We start from the raw sequence: 24,039 nt of genomic DNA, 5'->3' as shown, positions 1-24,039 counted from the left end.
GCCTAGATTTTATTTACAAATACTTTGTCGAGATTAAGAGCCCTATGCCAAGTACAAGTATTCCTATTAGTAAACCTTCCCAAGCAATAAGGATAGACCAGTGCTTTTTTGCACCCACAACAGCACCCAAGCTACGTACCAACATTTGAACTAAGAAACCAAGATATATTCCCAAAGAGCCCAATGCCCACATTAAAAATAGCCAAATAATAATTCCTATAAGACTCGTGTTAAATACTACAGTCATGAAATCTCGTCCCTTATCATGAACCAGAAAATAATTCTGACAATGCCAAAAAGGGCTAGTAATAACATAACCTGTAAACATTATAAGCAACTCAACTTGCATTCCCTGATAAGCATTTAAATTTCCACCAAGCATATCAATAACTGCTGGAAAAATGATAATTAATATTCCTCCAGTACCACCCATCAATATTCCTTGAAAACGGAAAAATTTTCTATTTTTTTTTTCTACTGCTAACCCCTCCTGTTCAAAAACCATACGAAAAAAACGTGGACTCCATACTTGATTGAGTGAACTAGCAACAAGTTGTATAATCGAAGATAAGGTAAAGACAAAAGTGAATTTTGCCACTTCAGAAGCATCAAAAAGTGCACTTATAAAGTAATTATTTCCATAACCACTTAACCAACCTAAAAAAGCTATACCAACAAATGGGATAATTCTTAAAAATATAGGAACAATTTCTTTCAAATGAGTAGTAATATTATAAAAACCAACTCTAAAAAAAAGTAGAATCATCAATGATAAAAAAAGACCAAAAACTGCTCCAAGAAAAAAAGAAAACACAGTATTTAAAAGCAAGAAAAATAGTAAGCTGCCAAACAACCCAACTAAAGGAACAAAGAAAGAAAAGCACAGTGAAGCGAAGTGATTTTCTTCAAGTCGTACAAGAGAGGCTTGCATCGTATAAAAAGCTGAAAGATAGCCTGCAAGCAACACAACTATAATTGTAATATATGTATTATTTTTAGGCTGATAAAGTGTCCAACAAACACCAAATATCAAAAAAATAAAAACAATACTCACTAAAAAAAAAATATAATTTGCTGCACCAAATATTCTACGACGTACAACAGGAGATTGATACTCTCTAAGCACACCAATAACAGACTCAATAATCCCGGCAGTAGCAAACGTAGCGAGCCCCATCTGTAATGCATAATATAACCCATAGTTTGCATACTCTTCTACAGATAATGATTTTGCTAGCCAAAGTGAAATTATAAAGCCAAAACTTTTTAAAAATGTGGCTGCTCCACCATATGCAACAGAATATAAAAAAATAGGGTTAATGGATAATAAACGGAAACTCCTACTAAACAACATAATTTAACTCAATTAAAAAATTTTCCGAAATATATAAAAATAAGAAGAAGGGCCTATTTTTTTATACCAGCTATCTCGCCAATAATGATCATTATATGAGATAAGCCAGGAAAATATACGATCTATTTTATAAAGCATAGGGTAAGGGAGCATCCTAAAACCAATTGTTTTCTTTAGAACTTTGTTTAATGGCTCAAAAATAATAGGTATTGGCCTCTTATCTAATATAAATCCTGTTTGCTTTGTAATATTAACCATCATATTACGACTTATGCCACGCTCATTAGGTGTTGCTGATCGAGGATAACGCCAATCTCCCATGGAAGAGCATGGCTCTCTTACCAAAAAGTATCCACCAATCTTAACAACACGAGCAACCTCTTCAATAACTTTACTAACATTTGGTATATGATGAAGGACAGAAAAAGCACAAACTAAATTTTGAGTATTATCATCTAATTCAATGTCACCAGTGATTTTAGGAAATATAATATTTGAACCATGAAATCTTTTTTGTAAAATTTTTTGGAAATTTTCTGATGCTTCTAAAAAATTCAAAGTACAATTTTTATATAGCTTAGAAAACTTTTCAATTTCTTTTCCGGCACCTGGACCTAACACTAATATACTATCTAGATTCATCTTAGTTTTTATAATATGTTCAAATCCTAGGCATTCGTTAACATAGTGCATATATTCATACCATGGATCTATTTCACTATTCCCTGCATCACCTTCAAAAAAAGCTTCCTTTTCTTGTAAAAACCAACATTTAAGTTGATCATCATTAAAATTATCACCAACAAGACAGGTTCCGTCTTTAATTGATTGATCAATCACAGCTGGTAAGCTTGTATATTCTGAATTCATTTGTTAAATCACTAAAGTAGTTATCAGATGAAAAAAAAAAACAACGATAAATTATCTATCAGCTACGTTTTCGACAAACTGAAATTAGTTCTCCTGACATAATCCCTGGAAATTTTCTTCTAAAATATCCAAGCCCAATTGAATTAAAGCGGGTGCCACACCCCATCCATTTATTAGGTATCCAACCACAGTCCTTTAATAAAGTAGTAAATGATGACTTTGTAAAAGTATGTAGATGCATTCCATCCCAACCTTCTTCTCTCCAATTTGAAACTGGTTCATCTGTACCTGTTCTTGGTTGAATTCCAAAAAGTAGTTGTATACGATGCTTAAGGTATGCATAGTTTGGAACACTACAAATAAGAGTAGCAGTTGGCTTTGCTATTCGATATAACTCGTCAAGTACTTTATAAGGATCTAAAACATGTTCAATGGTTGCTACACTAACAATAACATCCATTGATTCAATGGAAATTTCTGGAAGAGAGTCAGATTGAGGATTCATTAGTTTAAGCTTGTTAACATCCACATTTGGAATATTTTTCCAAGCCTTGTCAATAAATGCAATTGCTCTTTCACTTATATCTACCCCTATACAATTTTCAAATCGTTCTTCTTTAGCTAAACCAATTAATAGTGAACCAGAACCACAGCCATATTCAATTAGTTGGCCTGATAAACCTTCTAATAATGGATAAACATCAAGATCTCGACCACACATTCCTTCTAGAGGATCCCAAAATCTCTCGGAATCCTTCTCATAATACTCTTTAAGAATATTTATATTTTCCATTATTAATGGCCTATAGTTTCAAAAAATTATTTTATACTTTTATTGCCAGTTATACTTAGGAGTAAGATTAGCATAGTTTTCAATCTGATAATCATGGAAAGACAGTCATAATAATCACAACATTAAGTCATTGGATTTATTCACCATTTCAGTCTGTGTTAAAAGAACTCTTCAACATACTTTCTTATGGTGTCAAATATTAAGATATTATATCGTCACTCTCCAAGAACTCTCCATATAATCCATCAAAAGCATAAAGGCACTCATACCTTAACAAACAAATATATAGTCGAAATGATGTACAAGCCTAAATAGTTACTAATTAGTAATTGGCAGTAAAGTAGGTAGTTTTATCAATTTGAGTTTACATGTACTCTGATTTACAAGTTTATACTACTTTGAAAGAATTTCACTTGCTGATGCAAGTGAATATTTTATTTATTATAATTTTTTAACTGCTAGTCATAAACTTTTAGAACAATAAATCCCATAGAATGCTATTTTAAGTATGAGATCAAGTCAGCTAAGTTACTTTGTAATTTATCCTTTCATTCTGATAGCATTCTTTTTCTTGTTTGTACAGTAAAATTCTTTACCTCTGGATATAACGTAATAATACGTTTATTAAAATATAATACCTGAATCCATTATGGAAAAATCTATTACTAATCAACAAAATTTGATGAAATATTGTCATAACACTTAAAACTCATTAACAATATAAATGATAAAATAAATAATCCTTGAGATTCTTTAAACGTCTCATGAAATAATCCAAATACTATCACTCCAACATATCCGAAAAACATAGACTGCCTATTTCTATATAATTTTTTCCCTATTTTTAAAAGCATATAAATGTATATTAAAAACCCTAATATCCCTGTCCGAAGTAGAACATCGAAATACTGATTATGCACAGATCCAAAATTATCTTGAATAGCCCATATACCTAAATAGCCAGAGCCAAAAAACGGAGAATTTAATACATAAATTACAGTATATTTCCAAATCGCAAAACGAGTACCTTCAGAAGTAGCACTATTAGAAATATTCTCTTCAATAGAATCAAAATTTGATAAAAATTGAAATAGTCTTAAACTAAAAAATTCTGCTACCATAGGAAACAAGAAAAACAACATTAGTATTATTAAAACAGATACAAATATGGAGTACAAAAAATACACAATAGTTTTGTTTATATCATATTTATTAGAAATAATTAGAAAAAAAACATATAAAATATAACTAAAAACTAAAGAAACAACACTTGCTCTAGAAAATGTAAGAAAAACGCCTATTACTACTATAGCAATAAACAAGTTTTTTACAAATTTATGAATAATATTATTACATATTGACATATATATTAGCCAGAATGCCATAATATATAGAAATCCATATCGTTGACTACCTACAATATCTTTAGCTTCAAAATAAAGTGAATTACCACCACCACTAAAAAATTTTATAATACTTATTAGTGATAGTAAAATTGAAATAAGAATAATGGCTTTGACAAAAGCTCTTTCCATTTCATGACTTATTCTTATAAAAGAAAGAGAGAACATAGAAATAAAAATTAAAAAGCTAATTATTCTACGATGCAAAAACTCAATATTATTTACATTAACAATCAAAGAGGACAGAAAAATAATTAGATACACTACAGCAAAAAAACATATATAAGAATCTGGATAAAATATCCTACCATACAAAAAAATATATATAACAGGAATTAAAACAAAAGTATAGTTAATACTTATACCATTAACAGATATTGGAACCAAACAGACAAAATACAAAATTGCCCACAAATTTTCACGAATATTTTTTGATAGACCCACGAGTTATTATACCAAACAAGCTAATTCTTCTTATTATACATTAAAGAAGCATACATATATTTTATATTTTTAATATATTGTTAACTATAGTATCAGCAGCAACTGGTTTTGTAATTGTAATATTATTCAATATATATTCTCGTCTTTTATCTATATTAATAGAAAGACTTATTTCATCGTCCAGATTATTCCATGGATTAGCGACTTCATTACTTATATAATAATCAATTATTGATTTTGATATCCCCCATGTTGGTACTAATAATGGCTTTTCAAGTAATATAGCAATATCTGCTGCTGATGAAATATGTGATATAGCAAAATCAGAAAAATAGACTAAATTATCAAGAAAAACTGATTTTGCTAATATAATATTTGTATTTACATTTATATTATCAATATTAGTTGAAGGATGAAGTTTAACAACTAAGTTATATCCATATTTTTTCAATTTAATAGCAATTTCATTCAAATGCTTATTTCTTAAATCATTAGTCCAGCCATATAGATTATCTGATTCCACAAATGACTCTTCTATATATACTGCATATTTCTGATTATTATCAATAAACTCTTTAATTTGTAATGGTAGTTCATCTATACAAAATGATTTATCCATCAATTTTTGAAACAATGGATCTTGCTTAGGATTTCCTGTAACTGTAATTTTATTTCTACTGTAACCTAGCTTCTTATAGTATTCTATATACTGATTTGAATAAACTAGACATCTATCATGAATAAGTTCATAAGGATTTTTTGGTAAATAAAATGACCTACCTGGAAATCTATAAGTATCAATTAAAACATTAAGACATCCAAGAATTCCCCAAAAACTATCTCTATTTTTAAGCTTAGAATAAAAGTAATTTGGAATTGTTAATTTTACATATTTCTTTAATCTCATTAATTTTGGTATTAACTTGCCATAAGTAAGTTCTGCATCAGATATTGCTATATCAAGGTTTTTTCCAACAGCCCTAGTACCATGCATCATAAATACACTTTTAATACCTAAAGCTCTACATGCTAAAATTAAAGCTCTATCTAAAATATATGTTGTATTTAATGATATAATCACATCAGGATTAATTGTTTTCAGTGCCTCATATATAAATTTTGTCTTATAAAAGCTAATATCATAGCATTCAATATTATTTATTATTTCTTTCTCTTTAACAGGGTTATTAAATGATCCAATATGAAATAGCATTGTTTCACATCCATTTTTTTTTAACTTTTCATCAATTGTTAAAAAGTTATGGATACCAACTGTCCAATAATCAAAATATACCACTTTCATTTTAGATCTTCTTCACAAACAGCAGTTCCTTTTTTAATATCTTTCTTAACATATTTACCTTGTAATGAATCAATTTTTTCTGGTGACATTCCATAACCAGGCCTTATACTACGTACAGCATCAGAAGTAATTACATCACCAGCTTTAAGGTCTTTCACAAAATAAAGGGAGCGTCGATACTTCATATTTTCTATTTCGCTAGATTTTCTCCCGTAATCAACTTTTCCTATTGACTGCCAAGCAACCTTAGTGTCACTACATAAGCTTTCTAACTCATCAGGTTCTATTGAAAAACTATCATCAGGTCCACCATTATTTCGATTTAGCGTTACATGTTTTTCAATCATTGCCCCCCCCATAGCAATACTAGCTATTGCAGTAACATTAGCAGTCGTATGATCAGACAATCCTGTAACTAATTCAAATCGACTAATTAAATCAGAAATAACTGTCAAGTTGTAGTCACTTGCAGGTGCAGGATAACCACTAACACAGTGTAATATAGCGAGCTCTTCACATCCACCTTCTTTTGCAGCATTTATTGCCTCTTCTATCTCTTGGATATTTGCCATTCCTGTTGAAATTATCATTGGCTTGCCTGTGTTAGCAACATATCTGATTAATGGTAAATCTACTATTTCAAAGGAAGCTATTTTATATGCAGGAGTATTTAAATTTTCTAGGAGATCAACTGCACTATAATCAAATGGTGAGCTAAATATCGTAAGACCTAATTCACTGGCATATTCAAACAAAGGTTTATGCCACTCCCACGGCATATGAGCTGACTGATATAGCTCATACAGGCTCTGACCTGCCCATAACCCACCTTTAATAATAAAATCTTCTGAATTACAATTCAAAGTAATAGTATCGGCTGTGTAACTTTGAAGTTTTACTGCATCAGCTCCAGCGTATTTAGCCGCATCGATTATTTTAAATGCATTTTCAATTTTACCATTATGATTTGCAGACAACTCTGCAATTATATAAGGTAAGTAGTCTCTTCCTATTTTTCTATTATTAATACAAATACATGGATGTTTATTTAGCATAATATATTTATTATATCGTATATTTTATATATGTTGATTCTTGAATTTTTTTATATCCTACTTTTTCAAATAACTTTTGAGAAGAACTGTTTTGTTTTGATACATAGGCCATAATAGTTGATTTTGGTATTAAGCTTTCAATCTTAGAAACTGCAATACTAGCTAATCCTTTACCATATTGATCATCACTAACATAAACAGATATCTCATATAATTGATTTCTTATATCAATATTTGAAAACTTAGCCCTTTCAATGAGATCTAGCCTAACTACACCTGAAGGTATTTCTTTATGTAAAATAATGTAAAAATAATTATTAATATCTTTTAGCTTTTTTTCAAACCAAACAGAATGTTCTTCATAGTCTGGTATATCTGGATTACGAGAATATTTTCTTGTACTTGGTAAAATTTGCCAACTATAAACTAGCTCTTTATCCTTTATTGTGACTGGCCGTATATTAACATATGTATTATCTTTCGACTTTCTAGGTAGTAAAAAATTTATTATTCTATCTACCCCACTTCCATCACATAGTTTAGATGCAATTAGGCCATTTTGTTTCAATTTTGATACGTCGCTTATAAGTTTATACAATTCATCTTTATGAAAATCAGATATTTCTGTAGAATATGATAAAATATCAGCAGCTTCTATAGAAACCAATTTTTTAGCATTCATTAATTGATTTTCAGCACAAACTACTAGTATTGATGGTATACCTAAACAACAGCGCTCCCATGCAGAACTACCTACTCCTCCTATTGCTAAGTCGGCATTTGACATAATTTCAGCCATATTACCTATATCAGAATATATATTTATATTATAAGGAAGCGATTTACTTAGTTGTTTAACTTTTTTATAAGATTTTGAACCTCGACCTATAACTATATCTATACTCTTTATCGTTGTATCTTCAATTTTACCCAGGAGTTCTAGTATTTTTATTGTAATAAAGTCAGGGTCAAGCCCTCCAAAATTTATTAGAATATTTCTAATATTATCTTTAGACCTACGTCTTTTTATTGATTTTTCTCTATAATCTAAGAATTCTGATCGTAAAATTACATAATCACTTCCTAAAAGGAAGGAACAAGTGTTGGGTGCTAGATTCAAATAATTTTTTTTTATACAGCCTAATGTTTGGTCTATAATTAAATTACAATAATGATTTCGATTAGCAAGATCATCAATTGCTACCAAATAATTTACATACTGGGATATCCTTTCTTCCCAACGAAAATCAATACTATATGAATCAACAACAACAATTTCAACTTTACCAATATCTTTTAAATATAAAATACTACTATTAGCATCTTGCTCCCAAGATATATCTAACCATTCGTTATACGGAAACGATACCATCCTAGCATTTTTTATTTTTATTTTTGAAAAGAAATCAATGTAGCTATTACTTAATTTTGTTGTAATTAACTTTAAGTGATATCCTTTTTGTATAATTTTTTTTGTTAGGGTATCGGGAATAACTCGACAAAAAAAATATATATTAGCCCCTAGTTCTTCGAAATGTCTAGCCAGTGTCAAACATCTCATAATGTGTCCAAATCCAATTGTGTTGGATGCATCAGCCCGAAATACTACGTTCACCTTCTTACATTTATTCCTTTAGTATATAAATACTCTTTTATTTCTTGAGGTGTTTGCTCTGTAAAATGAAAAATGCTAGCAGCAGCAATAGCTGATGCCCCTCCCTTTTTTATCACCTCATATATATCTTGAGCACAACCCGCGCCACCAGAAGCAATGACTGGTATATTTACTAAACTAGTAACTTCACCAACAATCTCATAATCAAAACCATCCATCCTTCCATCTTTATCAACAGAGGTTAATAGTATTTCTCCAGCACCCATATTTTCAACAGTTTTTGCCCATTGTGTAACCTCAATAGGCTCAACTTTAGTACCAGCATGACTGACACAAAAAGTTTTGCCATTTACTCGTTTAAAATCAATGCTTGCTACAATACATTGAGAGCCAAATATTTTAGCTCCTTCTTCTATTATATTATTATTTTTATAACTTTCTGTATTAATAGTAACTTTATCTGCACCAGCTAACAGAATATTTTTTATATCTACTGCTTTTTTTATTCCTCCCCCAACTGTAAAAGGAACAAATACTTCCTTTGAAATATCTTTAATAGTTTCTACATCAGCTAATCGATTTTGTTCTGTTGCAGTAATATCTAAAAGAATTAATTCATCTACATCTCTTACTGAATACACTTTTATTGAAGGAAGCAATGCCCCAACTCTTCTGTTTGAGTCAAAAGAAATTCCTTTAACTAAACCAAAGTCTTTCCATAACAAAGTTGGCATAATACGAACTTTTAGCACAACTTATTTTATCTCCAAAAAATTAGTTAATATATTAAGTCCATTTTTTGAGCTCTTTTCTGGATGAAATTGAACTCCGAAAATACTATCTTTACTGACTGCAGAACAAAAGCCTCCACAATACTCTGTAGTGGACACTATATGCTTTTCTGACTCAGGTTTAAAATGATAGCTATGAACAAAATAGAAGTCTGTATTATTTTTAATATTTGAAAAAATATCTGGTTTACTAGCAAACTGGACTTCACTCCAACCTACATGGGGAACTCTTTCTTTATTACACTTCGGCTTTAATTTTTTTACTTCTCCAGGTATATAATCCAAACCTTTTATTTTATCTTCAAGTACTCCTTCTTCACTTGTTGAAGCAAGTAGCTGCATTCCTAAACAAATTCCTAGCAAAGGAACTTGATATTTAATTATTTCATCCTCTAAAGCTTCAACCCAACCATTTTCTTTTAAACTGTTCATTGCTGCAGAAAATGCCCCAACGCCAGGTAGTATTACGTGAGATGCTTTTAAAAGATCAGATACATCATTAGAAATGAAAATTTCATAACCACATCTTTCTATAGCAGACTTCACGGAGGTCAGATTTCCAACCCCATAGTCTATGATCATAGGTTTCATATATTATCATAATTCAATTTTATTAGATTACCCTCATTATCTTTTACTAAGTTGCCTCTTCTATCCATTTTAAATATCTTTTTATTTGTAAACTGATCGCAAATTTTAATAAATTGATCAAGTGATATATTTAACGGTTTTAGTATATCTTCAAGTGACTTACCTAGATAAGTCCAAGGAAATTTTCCATCATTTTTTTGGACAATTTGAAGTCCATCTTCTCTACTAACTCTTCCTCGTCTTATATGTAAACATGTTATATCTGTTGCTCGTCCAAAACCAAATTTCAAATATTTAAAATAATCATGAATACCTGTTTGATAATTATCAAGATTTTCATAGTTTACAGCGGAACCTTCAACAGCCCAGTGAAGTGTTTCAAAACCATATGCTTGAGCCAATAATGCATTACTATATCCATCCCATGGGATGTAATATCCGAGAAACAGTCCTGTCACACCGACTGCTGTTAACTCTTCGTTACTTGGATAGGTATAAGCAACCAAGTGTTTTTGTTCTATTCCATCTATACCTACAACATCACTAACCCTTAATCCTAGAAGTCCACCAAATTCTTCCAACCAGCTTCTATCCAGTGTATTATTCTCAACGGCAGAAGCAGGTCCACCGTATTCATTTTGTGAATTCTCGCCCCAAATTATCAGAGGGACATTATATTGTACAGCTGCTCTTACAGGTATTGTAAAAATACCCACATGTTCTGGCCATGAAATATCACCTACTTGAGTTAAACCTATATGATTTAACTTTCTTCTAATAATAGGATTAGGTGAAAATTCAACATAATCAACACCAAGATTTTTAATATTTTCAATATTACGTCTACCAATATCTGATAAATCACAGGTAGTCGATGTTACACAAAGGGGATTTACCCCTAGTTTAAGTAACTGAATTACCTGATAAGTACTATCTTTTCCACCACTTACAGGTATAATACAATCCCATTTCTTATTATTTTTGTATTTATCAATAATTTGTATTAACTCTTTCTTTCTTTGATCCCAATCTATTCTTTCACGGGTATTATAGTTAATGCACGCATTGCATATTCCTTCATTGAATAACAAATCAGGTTTTGTATCTGGCATTAAGCACTTTATACAATATTTTATCACTTTCAAATCTCATATTTTTTTTAACAAAAACCAAGTTATATCGTCCTGAGGATAATTACTATCTCTATGGTAGCAAAAACCATAATCCACTAACTCTAGACCTGAAAAACTATCCAACATTTCACCAGCAAAATCCCTTTTAAAAAGTCTTTCATTATGACCTCTATAAGATAATGAGACTGGAGTGGGATTATAATATTCACAAATACATATATATTTTTTACTAAAATAGTATAATTTATCGTACACTTTACTTAAATATTCTGGGTTTATATGTATCAGAACACCTTTTGCAAGGCAAAAGTCAAACGTTTCCTTGCTTTCATAGTCTAAAATTGACCCTTCTAAAACTTCAGCCTTCTTCCAAGCCCTTAATTCTTCAACTGCAGATTGATTTATTTCTATTCCTGTTAATCTAATATTATCAGTTAGTTGATCTATAGCTTTTAAATTCAAACCTATATTACAGCCGAACTCAACTACAGATGTAACTTGCTTAGTTTTACTTAAAATTTTTGAAAACAATGTAATATTACTTGATAAATACTTATTTTCATCATTTCTAGTAATATATTTATCACCAAATTCACCAAACCAAAAATCTTCTTGTTCTGTCTTAAATGTTTTCATGGACACCTACATAAATTATAAATCATTTATCAATTTATATTTAAATTCAGCTTCAATCCAATCATCTTCTGTATCAATGTCTTGAACCTGATTTCTTGGTAATATTATAGGGACTGTTGATTCAGAAAAAATTGGTTTTTTTTCTAAAAAAGCATTACTTTTTCCCCAATAAAGTTGTCCAGCATCATGATATGTCTTTATCAGATCCTGTGAGCGTGTTTGGTAATGATCTGGCTGAATCATTTTGATTCGACCTTGCTCAGTAATTTTTATTGCCCGTTGAATAGGAAACGAAAAGTCTGTAACTGTTATTGCATAATCACTGTTACTATTTTTTAAATTTATTAAACCTTTATATATTATATCACCAGTAACAAAAGGAGCTGTTGCATATATACAGCACACATTATCAAAAAACTGATTTTTTTCTTTATAAAATTCTACTGCATGCTTAATCACTGAAATTGTGTCTGCATAGTCATCTGAAATATAATCTGGCCTTGTAAATGGTATTTCTGCTCCTGCAGCTCGCGCCACATTTGCTATTTCTTCACTGTCAGTTGAAACAATCACTTTTTCAAAACAGTTACTTACTTGTGCTGCTTCAATTGAATAGGCAATTATTGGCTTCCCACAAAATATTTTTATATTTTTATTTTTTATGCGTTTACTACCACCTCTGGCCGGAATAATTGCAATATTCAACCTAAAATATCCTGTAATGTTTTTACAACCTTATTTTGCTGTTCTTGACTCATGTAGTGAAAAATAGGTAAACTCATTGCGTTTTCGTAATATGCTTCAGCAGAGGGAAAGTCACCTTTCTTAAATCCCTTCGTTTTATAAAAAGGCTGTGTGTGAATTGGTATATAGTGAACATTAACTCCAATACCTTTTGCTCGAAGCCTTTCAAATATTTCTCGATAGGTTAAATGCGTTTTATTTAGCTCTATACGAATAACGTATAGATGAAAACTAGAGTAATTATATTTTTGTATATATTGTGGTGAAACTGGCAACGAATCTAACATAATTTTATATCTTGTTGCTAGCTTATTCCTATCTTCCACAAACTCGTCTAGCCGACTTAACTGACTCAAACCAAGTGCAGCTTGTATATCTGTCATCCTATAGTTAAAACCAAGCGATATTTGTTGGTAATACCATGGCCCATCAGACTCATGTGTCATCTGCTCTGTATCACGAGTAATTCCATGATTTCGCAGTAAAATCATTTTATCGGCTAGATCTGAGCAAGCAGTTACTGCCATACCACCTTCAGCCGTAGTAATAATTTTAACTGGATGAAAGCTAAATATTGTAATATCACTGTATTTACAACTTCCTATAGGGATCCCTTGATAATACCCTCCAATAGCGTGAGAAGCATCTTCAATAATGTGAAAACCAAATCGTTTACTTAATTGGTAAATTGCCTCCATATCACAAGATGTACCACACAGATGAACTGGAATTACAACTTTTGGGATTTTTTTATCTAATTCAGCTTTTTGTAGTTTCTTTTCTAATTTTATTAGACATATATTAAATGTTTTTGGGTCAATATCAATAAAGTCAATTGATGCATCACAATACAAAGCACAGTTTGCTGATGCTACAAAAGTAATGGGTGACGTCCATACAATATCCCCTTTTCCAACATTTAATGCTAAGCATGCTAAGTGTAATGCAGATGTAGCACTATTTACAGCAACGGCATGATTAACACCTACTTTTTCTGCTATAGCACCTTCAAATAAAGGAACCATTGGTCCCTGCGTAAGAAAATCAGACTTTAATACTTTAACTACAGAGTCAATATCATTTTGATCAATACTCTGTTTACCATAAGGTATCATATTAACCCTTTTATCGTGACTATATCCTTAGTATATCCCCGCCATTTTATTAAACTCTATTATTTCTTCTATAGATAAAAATTTTTCATTTGTTCCAGAGTTATACTCAAAACCTTGTTTCACCGGGAGTCCTTTTTCACCACACGCATTAATTTTATACCCATTTACTCTTCCTGTGAATTTTATTGTAGGGCGTAACACATAATGGTCTTCAAACTCAAGCGTTAAATGAGAATCATCAGCAGGACACATAATTTCGTGTAATTTTTCACCTGGTCTGACTCCAATAATTTTATGCTCTATATTTGGTGCCATTGCTTTGGCTAAATCACTAATCCGTATAGAAGGAATTTTTGGTACAAAAATCTCACCACCATTCATTCGTTCAAAATTCTTTAAAATAAAATCAACACCTTGTTGTAACGTAATCCAAAATCTAGTCATTCTATGATCAGTAATTGGAAGTGCTTTTACCTCTTGTTGTATTAACGTCTTAAACAATGGAACTACAGATCCTCGAGATCCAACTACATTTCCATATCTAACTACACTGAATCGTGTTTTATGTCTACCTGCCATATTGTTTGCTGCTACAAATAATTTATCAGAAGCAAGTTTTGTTGCACCATATAGGTTGATTGGATGAGCAGCTTTATCCGTTGAAAGTGCTATTACTTTTTCAACATTATTTTCTAGAACTGCATTAATTACATTTTCAGCCCCATGAATATTTGTTTTTATACACTCAACCGGATTATATTCTGCTGCGGGGACTTGTTTTAACGCTGCAGCATGGATCACAAAATTGACTCCCCTCATTGCTTGCTTTAAACGTTCTTTGTCACGAACATCTCCAATAAAATAACGCATACAGGGATCGTTATACTGCTGCTCCATCTCATATTGTTTAAGCTCGTCTCTTGAAAATATAATTAATCTATTAGGCTTATATCGAGTAAGTATCGTCTTTACATACTGCTTACCAAATGATCCCGTACCACCAGTGATAAGTATATCTTTTCCATCAAACATAACTTATGCCGCTTATTAATTGTCTAAATCAAGGATTAATTCCAAAAAAACTAAATTACTTTGTTATGTATTTTTTTTCCATCTCAAATAACAGACTTTAGATATATAATTATCATTCCAAGAATAAAACCAACAAATACTGAGACTAATAAAACAATTCCCCCTCTAGGTTTTATTTTTTCACCTGGCTTAAATGCCTTATGTACTAAATTTGCAACTGCAATTTTATCTTTTTCCGGATTCAGCTGTTTCAAATAGTAAATTTGTTTTTCAAGATCAATAATACCTGGTATAAATAAATCATCCTTACTTCTATTTACTAATGTTTGCTTTTCTGCTTCTAACGCCTCATACCCCCTATAATATAGAGGGGTCTGTTGATTACTTATTTCTGCCTTTATTACTGTAGCTGATTTTATATTACTATTTATTCCTTCCCCTTCTTCTTGCAATTTATATGATTTTTTTAATCCTATTGCTCTTGCTATAAAAATAGCTTCATTTATTTTTTCCATTTGTGCTTTCTTAATTACTTCATACGCTTTTTTATTTGCACTAATTTTATGATTCAATTTTTTAATTTTTGCATTTCTTATTTTATCGAGCTCATCTATAAATAAAGTTTTTTCTTTTTCTATTACAAATTTTATATAATTATTTAACAGTATATACCCTTGTACATACGAAGGATATTCAATAGAAAAAGATGTAGATTTTACCTCTTTTTTAGTATCTATAAAATTATTTAAGTTCCATTCTGTTATAATATTACTCAGACTAGCTTCAACATTCTCATTATCTATACTATATCCTGAAAATAGTTTTCTATTATTTCCATAAAACTTATAAAAATACTTATTAATTTTCAGTGCTTCTTTAAAAGATGAAAAAACATCTTCTGCTGTTATTTTAAAAACCCCTTCAGCATCTAATTCCATTATTTGAGAGTTGTAAGGCTTACTAATTATTACTTCAGTTTTATATATTGGTGTTTTAATAAAAAGATAGCTTATTGCAAGAACTAAACTAACAATAGTAGTAATAAAAATTGTTATTTTTTCTCTAAATAAAACAATAAATATATCTTTTATTGATATCCCATTCTCATATGAATAATTTTTTATATCCATTGATCTCTTATATTTACCCACGCTACCGCCACAGGTTTATAATTACTTTCCTGTCACCTGTATTATATTATTTTTTATAAAGAATACAGACCTTTAAACAATATTCTTTTATAATCCATATTATGACAAAATACTAACAGCTTAAGCTATACCAAACTTACAGGTAAGTTCACTTTAAATAGATACTCATCATCATAATAATTAATTTATTATATAGAGTTACACTATAGAAGTTTATATTACAATTTTTAAAGATATAGCAATCTCCTTTGCTCTGAGTATCAATGCATCCAATACATATAATAAATAATTTTAATGAATTCTTAACTACATTAACATTGCTAATTTCATTTTATGCTGACTATTTAGATTACAACATAATTAATAAAAACCTTTAAACTAAATTATACTTATATAAACGTTCTTTTTTTTATCCTGTTGTAGACTTGCATACAGTTTTGTAACTGTTACTTCGAAATAAATCGAAAGAAGTTTTATTTTTTCAGCTAATACCTTTAACTACTTAGATTTACACAGATCCTTAGTAACCAATAACCCTTATTATAATTTATTATCTTCTAAATAAATTTACAAATTTTGTATATCTATTATTTAGCTACTCAATTGATAAGATTTAGCTTAAATAATTAGTGTATCATTAGTAAGCCACAACCTGTCTCTGTTCTGCAATTATTTTCTGTGTTCTATTTAAAATATTTAGCAAGACAACACAAAGCTCCATTCCTGAGTCACAAACATACACTGCTCTTGGGTCCTTAAAAGATCCATCTTTAAGTTGATTCTACTTGAAAACTGGTTAACCAGAGAGAGACTCCTCCTGAGTTTTGATGTTTTCAACAAGTTCATATGGAGCTTTCGCAAACTGCTCTCCAAACCTAACAAAGCCTATTACACCACGAGTAGAGCTTACTTTACTGAACAATTGATTTAGCATTATTTGCTTCTAAAAATAAATAACCCGGAAATAAAGGCTCTTCCTTGCCGTTTTTCTTAGTTATAAAAGAGCAATAAACAGAAAAGTGCTGGTTTTCTAAGTGAAATACCGCTCTTTTATCTTCTCGCAGCTTTGATCTAATAAGATACCACATAATCTTGGCAAAGCACCTATAGTTATTTATACAATATACTAAAGTCTTGTACGATTTACTTTACTGCTATATATAGCGACCATATGGCAGAATAAGCTAAAGCATTTGACTACCCAAAAAACCTAACCGCTCAAGATAACAACATTTTCAGCAATAGGCTCTCTGACAAAATATCAATATATAGTTAATAAGTCTCTCCTTTCAGTTAGTCACGTTTAAATTGAGGTGCGAAATATACCAAAGCTAAGAGATGATAATATTCCTTATTACCAAATACCTAAATTTCAATAGACTATTACTATAGCATTACTGACCTTCAACACCATGTATGGGCTTAACTTCACCCCAGTGCTGACAGCTGGGACATTGCCAGTGCAGTTCTTGACCTGAGAAGCCGCAGTTAATGCAGCGGTAGAGTGGCTTTCCATCGGAGAGTTTCCTTGTTAGTTCCCTTAACAATCCTAGATTCTTTTTTGACTTGCCTTCAGCGATACCAATATGGATATCTATAAGCTGATTCAAGCCTCTTAATGAGGGGCGCCTAGCAAGCTGTTCAGCTATAAACTTGCCAGCATCTTTAGCCCCTTGTTTCATTTCTATTTCTTTTGCTAGTGATAAAACTATAGCTACTGACGGGTAATCCTTTAAGCACTTCTGTAAGTAACTATTTACTGATTTTTGTATAGACCCTGACTGCTCTGTACGTAATTCTTCTAATAGAGGGACTGATTCTGATATATAGTCTGGGTCCTGATTATATATTTTCTGTAATGCTTTTAATGACTCTTTTAAATTCCCTTGGCTGTATTCCAGCTTACCTAAAACCAAGCTTGCTCGTACACATTGTTTGTTATACTTCAACGCTTGCTTTAAATATTCCCTACCTTCAGTTGTATTCGACTTGGCTACTTGTTCTTCAGCAAGCTCACAATAAAAGTGAGCGACCAAATTTGAGTAGCTGACCACATTATTCTTTAATAATTTCTTCCCAATTTCAATAGCTAAAAGCCATTCTTTTTCTTGCTGATAAATTGCAAGTAATAACTCTAGCGCTTCGACTTGAAAACCGGCACTGACTTCTACCAGTTGTGTCAACAAACCTTCAGACCTGTCCAACAATCCAGCCGAGTAATAGTCCCGTGATAGTTCCAACTGCACCATCAAAGATTGTTTTTTAGTAAGACTTGGCCGTGCTAATAGGCTTTGATGAACTCTAATTGCTCGATCAACTTCACCACGCTTACAAAATAGCCTTCCTAATGCAATGCAAGTGTCGAATGTCTCTTGGCTATCTGGGTTGGTTTCTAGTGCTTTAATAAAAGTATCAATTGCTTCATTGGTTTGTTCATTCAACAAATAATTCAAGCCAATAAAATACTCTTTAGATAGCCGCTCCTTTGACTTTCTAACTTTTTTGCGCTTATCTCGACGCCCTAACCAAAACCCAATGGCAATTGCGCAAAAAAAACCAAGCAAGTAAACCGTATCGTTCAAAGATTAACCTTTATAGCGAACTGGTGCGAAGCTTTTGAATTTCATCATCTCTACGCTTCAACTTTGACTTTAACTGTTTGTTTTTCAGTTGTAGTACAATAAGCAAAACAGCCGCTGAGATTAGTCCCATCACTGCACCAACAATAAATACGACTATCAGTATTACTGACAATTTGATCTGCTCTAACGAATAACCCAAAAAGCCGATGCTGATTTCTTGTTGGTTAGCGCCAATAAACTCGACTCCCGCTAGCAATAAGATAACAAATAACACTAGCCAGCCAGCCCACTTCAAGTAATTTAGTAATTTAACCAACATTTAGCTCTTGACCCACATAAGACCATATTATTAGTCAGAATTATAATGGCAAATAGGTAGCAGTAAAATGACAAATGCCGTATTTATCATAGCCTGTGTTTAGTAATATGCCACTTGTCTTTATAGATTACATAAACATGAGTTTGCTCAATCTTTTTAGCCATTTACTTCTATCGGACTAAAAATAGCTAACCAGTTCTTAATTAGCAAGTAAGTTCCTGATTATTAAGAAGATATAATTGCGTCACAAACAAAAAAGGCGACCTATTGGTCGCCTTTTTTATCGTAGCAAGAAGTTATTATTCTTTGCCACCATCCATTTGAGCTTTAATCAGGTCACCAATTGTAGTAGGACCAGAAGCTTCCAGCTCTTGCTTCCGCAACTCTTTTAATGCCGCTTTCTCATCCGCCTCATCTTTTGCCTTAATTGACAAGCTGATTACACGGTTTTTACGGTCAATGCTAATGATTTTAGTATCAAGCTCTTCGCCTTCTTTTAAGACATTAGTCGCATCCTCAACTCGATCACGACTAATTTCAGAAGCTTTCAGAGTACCTTCCACTTCATTAGCTAAGGTGATAACCGCTGCTTTAGCAGTCACTTCTTTAATCACACCTTTTACGATAGAGCCTTTTTCATGCAAGCTTGCATAAGAAGCAAACGGATCTTCTTCAAGCTGCTTGACACCTAAGGAAATACGCTCACGCTCTGGATCGATAGACAGGATAACAGTCTCGATTTCTTCACCTTTCTTGTATTTACGAACGGCTTCTTCACCTGCCTCGCTCCAAGAAATGTCAGACAAGTGCACCAGACCATCAATTGCACCATCAAGACCAATAAAGATACCAAAGTCAGTAATAGACTTGATGTTACCTTTAACTTTGTCACCTTTGTTGTTCTTGGTAGAGAACTCTTCCCATGGGTTAACTTTACATTGCTTGATACCCAAGGAAATACGACGGCGCTCTTCGTCGATGTCTAGTACTTGAACTTCAACTTCATCACCCAATTGAACTACTTTTGATGGGTGGATGTTTTTATTAGTCCAGTCCATTTCAGAAACGTGAACTAAGCCTTCAACACCTTCTTCAAGCTCAACGAAACAGCCGTAGTCAGTTAAGTTAGTTACTCGGCCAGAGGTACGAGCACCTTCTGGGAAGCGATTCTTAACAGCTACCCATGGATCTTCACCCAGCTGCTTAAGGCCAAGCGAAACACGGTTACGATCACGGTCAAACTTCAATACTTTAACCAGAATTTCGTCACCCACATTAACGATTTCGCTAGGATGCTTAATGCGTTTCCAAGCCATATCAGTGATATGTAGTAGGCCATCAACACCACCTAGGTCAACGAAAGCACCATAGTCAGTCAGGTTCTTAACAATACCCTTAACTTCTTGGCCTTCTTGTAGAGACTCAAGTAATGCTTCACGCTCAGCACTGTTTTCTGCTTCTAGTACACTACGACGAGAAACAACAACGTTATTGCGTTTCTGGTCCAGTTTAATCACCTTGAAGTCAAGCTCTTTGCCTTCAAGGTGAGCTGTATCACGAACAGGTCTAACATCAACTAAAGAGCCAGGTAGGAAGGCGCGAATGGTATTAATGTCAACCGTAAAGCCACCTTTAACTTTGCCGTTAATAATACCTTTAACAATATTTTCTGCTTCGTAAGCTGCTTCCAGCTCAGTCCAGGCTTCTGCTCGCTTGGCTTTTTCACGGGATAAACGAGTCTCACCAAATCCATCTTCTACAGTGTCTAAAGCCACTTGGACTTCATCACCAACTTGAATGGCTAACTCACCGCTTTCATTAAAAAACTGCTCTTTAGGAATAACACCTTCAGACTTCAAGCCAGCATGGACTGTTACCCAGTCGCTATCAATATCAACCACGATTCCACTGATGATGGAACCAGGTTTCATGTCTAATTCTTTTAAACTTTCTTCAAATAGTTCGGCAAAGCTTTCGCTCATACTCATTCCTACATAAATCAATTGATAATGTCACCTGTATCTCCCAGAACAAAAAATGGTTAGATAAACTGGATGACAAACCGCATTTCCAGCTAATACGGGGTAATTAAAAATATAAGGCGGTAGTAAGTATCACTGGAATCCTTACTACCGCCCCCGGTAAAGCTATTGTATAAACCTTTACAAGCCTCTAGCTTCCACTTCAGCCATCACTTTTGTTACAACTTCAGTAATGGTTAGCCTAGACGTATCAATTATAATAGCGTCTTCCGCAGGCTTTAATGGAGCAGTTGCTCGCTTCATATCGCGCTCATCCCGAGCACAAATATCTTCTAAAATCTGATCAATGTTAGCACTAAAACCAGATTCTTTCAATTGCCTAAAGCGCCTTTCAGCACGAACCTCTGCTGATGCGGTTAGATAAATTTTTAAGGGCGCCTTGGGAAACACAACTGTCCCCATATCACGCCCATCAGCCACCAACCCAGGAGCTTCAGCAAAAGCCCGTTGACGCTCCAATAATGCTTGTCTAACTTGCGTTAATGCCGCAACTTGGGATGCCAGTAAGCTGATATCTTCTGCACGTATTGCACGCTCTACTCGCTCACCTTCTAGAATAATTTTGGCTGATTCAGTTTCTGTTGCAGCCACAAATTGCACATCTAAATGAGCAGCCAACACTTTTAAGTTATCTTCATCAGCAAGGTCAACCCCATGAATTTGAGCAGCTAATGCAGTTAAGCGATATAAAGAGCCACTATCTAACAAATGCCAGCCAAGCTGATTAGCCAACAATGAAGCCACTGTGCCTTTTCCTGAACCACTGGGCCCGTCGATTGTTATGACTGGCACTTTGGTAAAATACAAATCTGCCATCACTTAGCCTTCAACAGTCAGGTTAAAGCCAGATGCCTGAGCCAACTCAATAAAATTTGGGAATGAAGTAGCCACATTGGCGCAGTCTTTTATCACGATTGCACCTTGAGCAACCAGCCCAGCTACAGCAAAGGCCATTGCTATCCGATGATCGCCTAAACTATCTACTTCACCACCAGTAATTGAACCACCCACAATTTCAATACCATCAGGCAGTGCTGTAGCGTTTACCCCAAGAGCTTGTAAGCCATCAGCCATGGCCTGAATTCGATCACTTTCTTTAACTCTTAGCTCTTCAGCGCCACGTAAGACTGTTTTTCCTTCGGCACAAGCAGCAGCCACAAACAATACGGGAAATTCATCAATCGCAAGTGGCACTTGATCTTGGGGTATTTCAATTCCCTTAAGCTTCGCATGTTTTACTTGAATATCGGCAACGGGCTCGCCACCCACCATCCGTTCATTTTTAAGGGTTAAGTCCGCCCCCATGGCTTTTAAAATATTAATCACACCAATTCGAGTTGGGTTTATTCCAACATGCTCAATCAGCAAATCTGAGTCTGACGTTATGGAAGCAGCTACCATAAAAAACGCTGCTGAAGAAATATCAGAAGGCACTTCAATATCTGCGGCAGACAATTTGCCCCCACCTGTTATACGAATACTGTCACCCACCACCTCTACTGGGTAACCAAAGCCTTGTAGCATACGTTCTGTGTGATCACGAGTCGGTGCAGGTTCAGTCACTTCAGTAATCCCTTCTGCATACATGCCAGCCAATAGTAAGCAGGACTTCACCTGAGCACTGGCCATTGGCATATTATACTTAATACCTTTAAGCTGCTGGCCACCACTGATTTTTAAGGGCGGTGTGCCGCCTGCTTCTGTATCAATCACTGCCCCCATTGATCTGAGAGGATTACCCACTCGCTCCATTGGCCGTTTTGATAAGGACTCATCCCCTGCCAATGTGACATTAAAAGACTGCGCAGCCATTAAACCAGCAAACAACCGCATGGCTGTGCCAGAATTCCCTAAATACAGAGGCCCTGGTGCAGGCTTCAAACCGTGAAGCCCTACACCATCAATTGTCACTTTACCTTGATGAGGACCTTCTATCACTACTCCCATATCACGAAATGCTTGCAAAGTGGCAAGGCTATCTTCGCCTTCTAAAAAACCACTGACTTGAGTTGTTCCCTCAGCCAGTGAGCCCAAAATAATCGAGCGGTGGGAAATAGACTTGTCTCCAGGTACACGGATAGTGCCAGTCAAACAACTAGCAGGCTTTGAACAATAAACGAGACTTTGTTGCTTCATAGGTTCTAGATATGCTTTTCGTGCCAACATTTTAGAAAAGTGTTCCCGAGCGACTTTAGCTCGAGTAAAAACACCTTTCATATATTGGCTGTTTCCTGTTTGAACGGCCACTTTTAATTTTTCAAGGCCGTCAGTGAAATCATTGAGTGCTTGGAGAACAGCTGCTTTATTTGCTACAAAAATATCATGCCACATGGTGGGATCACTGGCGGCAATACGAGTAAAATCTCTGAAGCCACCCGCTGCGTAGCGAAAAATCTCCTGGTTATCTCGCTCAGTAGCCAAGGTATCAACCAGTGAAAACGCTAGCAAATGGGGAAGATGGCTAGTCACAGCCAGCACTTCATCATGGCGCTGAACATCCATTAATAAAACTTCTGCCCCCATTTTTTCCCATAAAGCAGCAATAATTGTCACTGCCTGCTTATCTGAAAAAGCGTGGGGCGTTAGAATTACCTTATGATTTGCAAATAAATCTGCTTTCGCTGCCATCACTCCGCTTTGCTCTGATCCCGCAATAGGATGCCCTGGTATATATTGGGGAAGCAGCTGGCCAAAAACCTGCTCCATAGCAGTTAAGATATTATTTTTAACACTACCCACATCAGTGATTATTTTTCCAGTAAAATCACACCCTTTGATGGCTGTAAAAATACCTTCCATGCTTAAAATAGGTACAGCCAACACAATCAGGTCGGCTTGCGCAACCGCCTCAGACAAATCAAGGTAATAGTCGTCAATAATGTCTTTTACTTTAGCCAGTTTAAGTGCTTGCTCATCACAGTCACAGGCAATCACCCGGCCGCATATTTGATTTGCTTTAACAGCTTTGGCAACCGAGCCACCAATCAGGCCCAAACCAACAATGAGTACAACAGACTCTGATAGTGTTACGGATTTATTCATAAAATAAAGGGATAAAGCCAACGC

Annotated in this window: 21 protein-coding genes; all 21 read right to left on the bottom strand. The window is 33.6% G+C overall.

What is annotated here, in order from left to right; genetic code table 11:
• Positions 1-13: 13 nt before the first annotated feature.
• The gene (locus OQE68_RS21695) at positions 14-1,354 is read right to left on the bottom strand and encodes a lipopolysaccharide biosynthesis protein (protein WP_180569639.1); all 1,341 of its coding nucleotides are present in this window, start codon (positions 1,352-1,354) and stop codon (positions 14-16) included.
• A 12-nt stretch (positions 1,355-1,366) separates the two neighbouring features.
• Entirely contained in the window at positions 1,367-2,224 is an 858-nt protein-coding gene (locus OQE68_RS21690) for a class I SAM-dependent methyltransferase (RefSeq protein ID WP_180569638.1), read from the bottom strand.
• 58 nt (positions 2,225-2,282) lie between these two features.
• The gene (locus OQE68_RS21685; RefSeq protein WP_180569637.1) at positions 2,283-3,017 is read right to left on the bottom strand and encodes a class I SAM-dependent methyltransferase; all 735 of its coding nucleotides are present in this window, start codon (positions 3,015-3,017) and stop codon (positions 2,283-2,285) included.
• A gap of 665 nt (positions 3,018-3,682) precedes the next feature.
• Positions 3,683-4,864: an O-antigen ligase family protein gene (locus OQE68_RS30955; protein WP_180569636.1), complete on the bottom strand. Its 1,182-nt coding sequence runs from the start codon at positions 4,862-4,864 to the stop codon at positions 3,683-3,685.
• A 61-nt stretch (positions 4,865-4,925) separates the two neighbouring features.
• A complete protein-coding gene (locus tag OQE68_RS21675) occupies positions 4,926-6,167 on the bottom strand; it encodes a hypothetical protein (protein ID WP_180569635.1) in 1,242 nt (413 codons plus the stop codon).
• Positions 6,164-7,222, bottom strand: coding sequence for a pseudaminic acid synthase (pseI, locus tag OQE68_RS21670; RefSeq protein WP_180569634.1), 1,059 nt, complete (start codon positions 7,220-7,222; stop codon positions 6,164-6,166). The genes OQE68_RS21675 and pseI overlap by 4 nt, the downstream gene beginning before the upstream one ends.
• Positions 7,223-7,232: 10 nt before the next feature.
• Complete coding sequence (pseG, locus tag OQE68_RS30950; RefSeq protein ID WP_180569633.1) at positions 7,233-8,837, bottom strand: UDP-2,4-diacetamido-2,4,6-trideoxy-beta-L-altropyranose hydrolase; 1,605 nt, start codon at positions 8,835-8,837, stop codon at positions 7,233-7,235.
• A complete protein-coding gene (gene hisF, locus OQE68_RS21660) occupies positions 8,834-9,589 on the bottom strand; it encodes an imidazole glycerol phosphate synthase subunit HisF (protein WP_180569632.1) in 756 nt (251 codons plus the stop codon). Before hisF ends, pseG begins: the two co-directional genes overlap by 4 nt.
• 3 nt (positions 9,590-9,592) lie before the next feature.
• Entirely contained in the window at positions 9,593-10,210 is a 618-nt protein-coding gene (gene hisH, locus OQE68_RS21655; protein WP_255490952.1) for an imidazole glycerol phosphate synthase subunit HisH, read from the bottom strand.
• Between the two features lie 5 nt (positions 10,211-10,215).
• Positions 10,216-11,358, bottom strand: a complete 1,143-nt coding sequence (locus OQE68_RS21650; RefSeq protein WP_266195900.1) for an N-acetyl sugar amidotransferase — start codon at positions 11,356-11,358, stop codon at positions 10,216-10,218.
• Between the two features lie 9 nt (positions 11,359-11,367).
• Positions 11,368-11,988 (bottom strand): pseudaminic acid biosynthesis-associated methylase, encoded by a 621-nt coding sequence (locus OQE68_RS21645; protein WP_180569630.1) that lies wholly within the window; start codon positions 11,986-11,988, stop codon positions 11,368-11,370.
• 15 nt (positions 11,989-12,003) lie between these two features.
• Entirely contained in the window at positions 12,004-12,693 is a 690-nt protein-coding gene (gene pseF, locus OQE68_RS21640; protein ID WP_180569629.1) for a pseudaminic acid cytidylyltransferase, read from the bottom strand.
• Entirely contained in the window at positions 12,690-13,847 is a 1,158-nt protein-coding gene (gene pseC, locus OQE68_RS21635) for a UDP-4-amino-4,6-dideoxy-N-acetyl-beta-L-altrosamine transaminase (RefSeq protein ID WP_180569628.1), read from the bottom strand. Before pseC ends, pseF begins: the two co-directional genes overlap by 4 nt.
• 27 nt (positions 13,848-13,874) lie before the next feature.
• The gene (pseB, locus tag OQE68_RS21630) at positions 13,875-14,879 is read right to left on the bottom strand and encodes a UDP-N-acetylglucosamine 4,6-dehydratase (inverting) (RefSeq protein WP_180569627.1); all 1,005 of its coding nucleotides are present in this window, start codon (positions 14,877-14,879) and stop codon (positions 13,875-13,877) included.
• Between the two features lie 83 nt (positions 14,880-14,962).
• Positions 14,963-16,009: a Wzz/FepE/Etk N-terminal domain-containing protein gene (locus tag OQE68_RS21625; RefSeq protein WP_180569626.1), complete on the bottom strand. Its 1,047-nt coding sequence runs from the start codon at positions 16,007-16,009 to the stop codon at positions 14,963-14,965.
• A gap of 932 nt (positions 16,010-16,941) precedes the next feature.
• A complete protein-coding gene (locus OQE68_RS21620; RefSeq protein WP_180569625.1) occupies positions 16,942-17,118 on the bottom strand; it encodes a transcription termination/antitermination NusG family protein in 177 nt (58 codons plus the stop codon).
• 306 nt (positions 17,119-17,424) lie between these two features.
• Entirely contained in the window at positions 17,425-18,612 is a 1,188-nt protein-coding gene (lapB, locus tag OQE68_RS21615) for a lipopolysaccharide assembly protein LapB (RefSeq protein WP_180569624.1), read from the bottom strand.
• 10 nt (positions 18,613-18,622) lie between these two features.
• Complete coding sequence (locus OQE68_RS21610; RefSeq protein ID WP_180569623.1) at positions 18,623-18,931, bottom strand: LapA family protein; 309 nt, start codon at positions 18,929-18,931, stop codon at positions 18,623-18,625.
• Between the two features lie 299 nt (positions 18,932-19,230).
• Positions 19,231-20,913 (bottom strand): 30S ribosomal protein S1, encoded by a 1,683-nt coding sequence (rpsA, locus tag OQE68_RS21605; RefSeq protein WP_180569622.1) that lies wholly within the window; start codon positions 20,911-20,913, stop codon positions 19,231-19,233.
• Between the two features lie 180 nt (positions 20,914-21,093).
• Positions 21,094-21,789, bottom strand: coding sequence for a (d)CMP kinase (gene cmk, locus OQE68_RS21600; protein WP_180569621.1), 696 nt, complete (start codon positions 21,787-21,789; stop codon positions 21,094-21,096).
• A 3-nt stretch (positions 21,790-21,792) separates the two neighbouring features.
• Positions 21,793-24,015 (bottom strand): bifunctional prephenate dehydrogenase/3-phosphoshikimate 1-carboxyvinyltransferase, encoded by a 2,223-nt coding sequence (locus OQE68_RS21595; RefSeq protein ID WP_180569620.1) that lies wholly within the window; start codon positions 24,013-24,015, stop codon positions 21,793-21,795.
• Positions 24,016-24,039 lie beyond the last annotated feature (24 nt).

Origin of the sequence: Spartinivicinus marinus (assembly GCF_026309355.1) — a bacterium.
Classification (GTDB): Bacteria; Pseudomonadota; Gammaproteobacteria; order Pseudomonadales; family Zooshikellaceae; genus Spartinivicinus; species Spartinivicinus marinus.
This window is presented reverse-complemented; position numbering and strand designations above follow the sequence as displayed.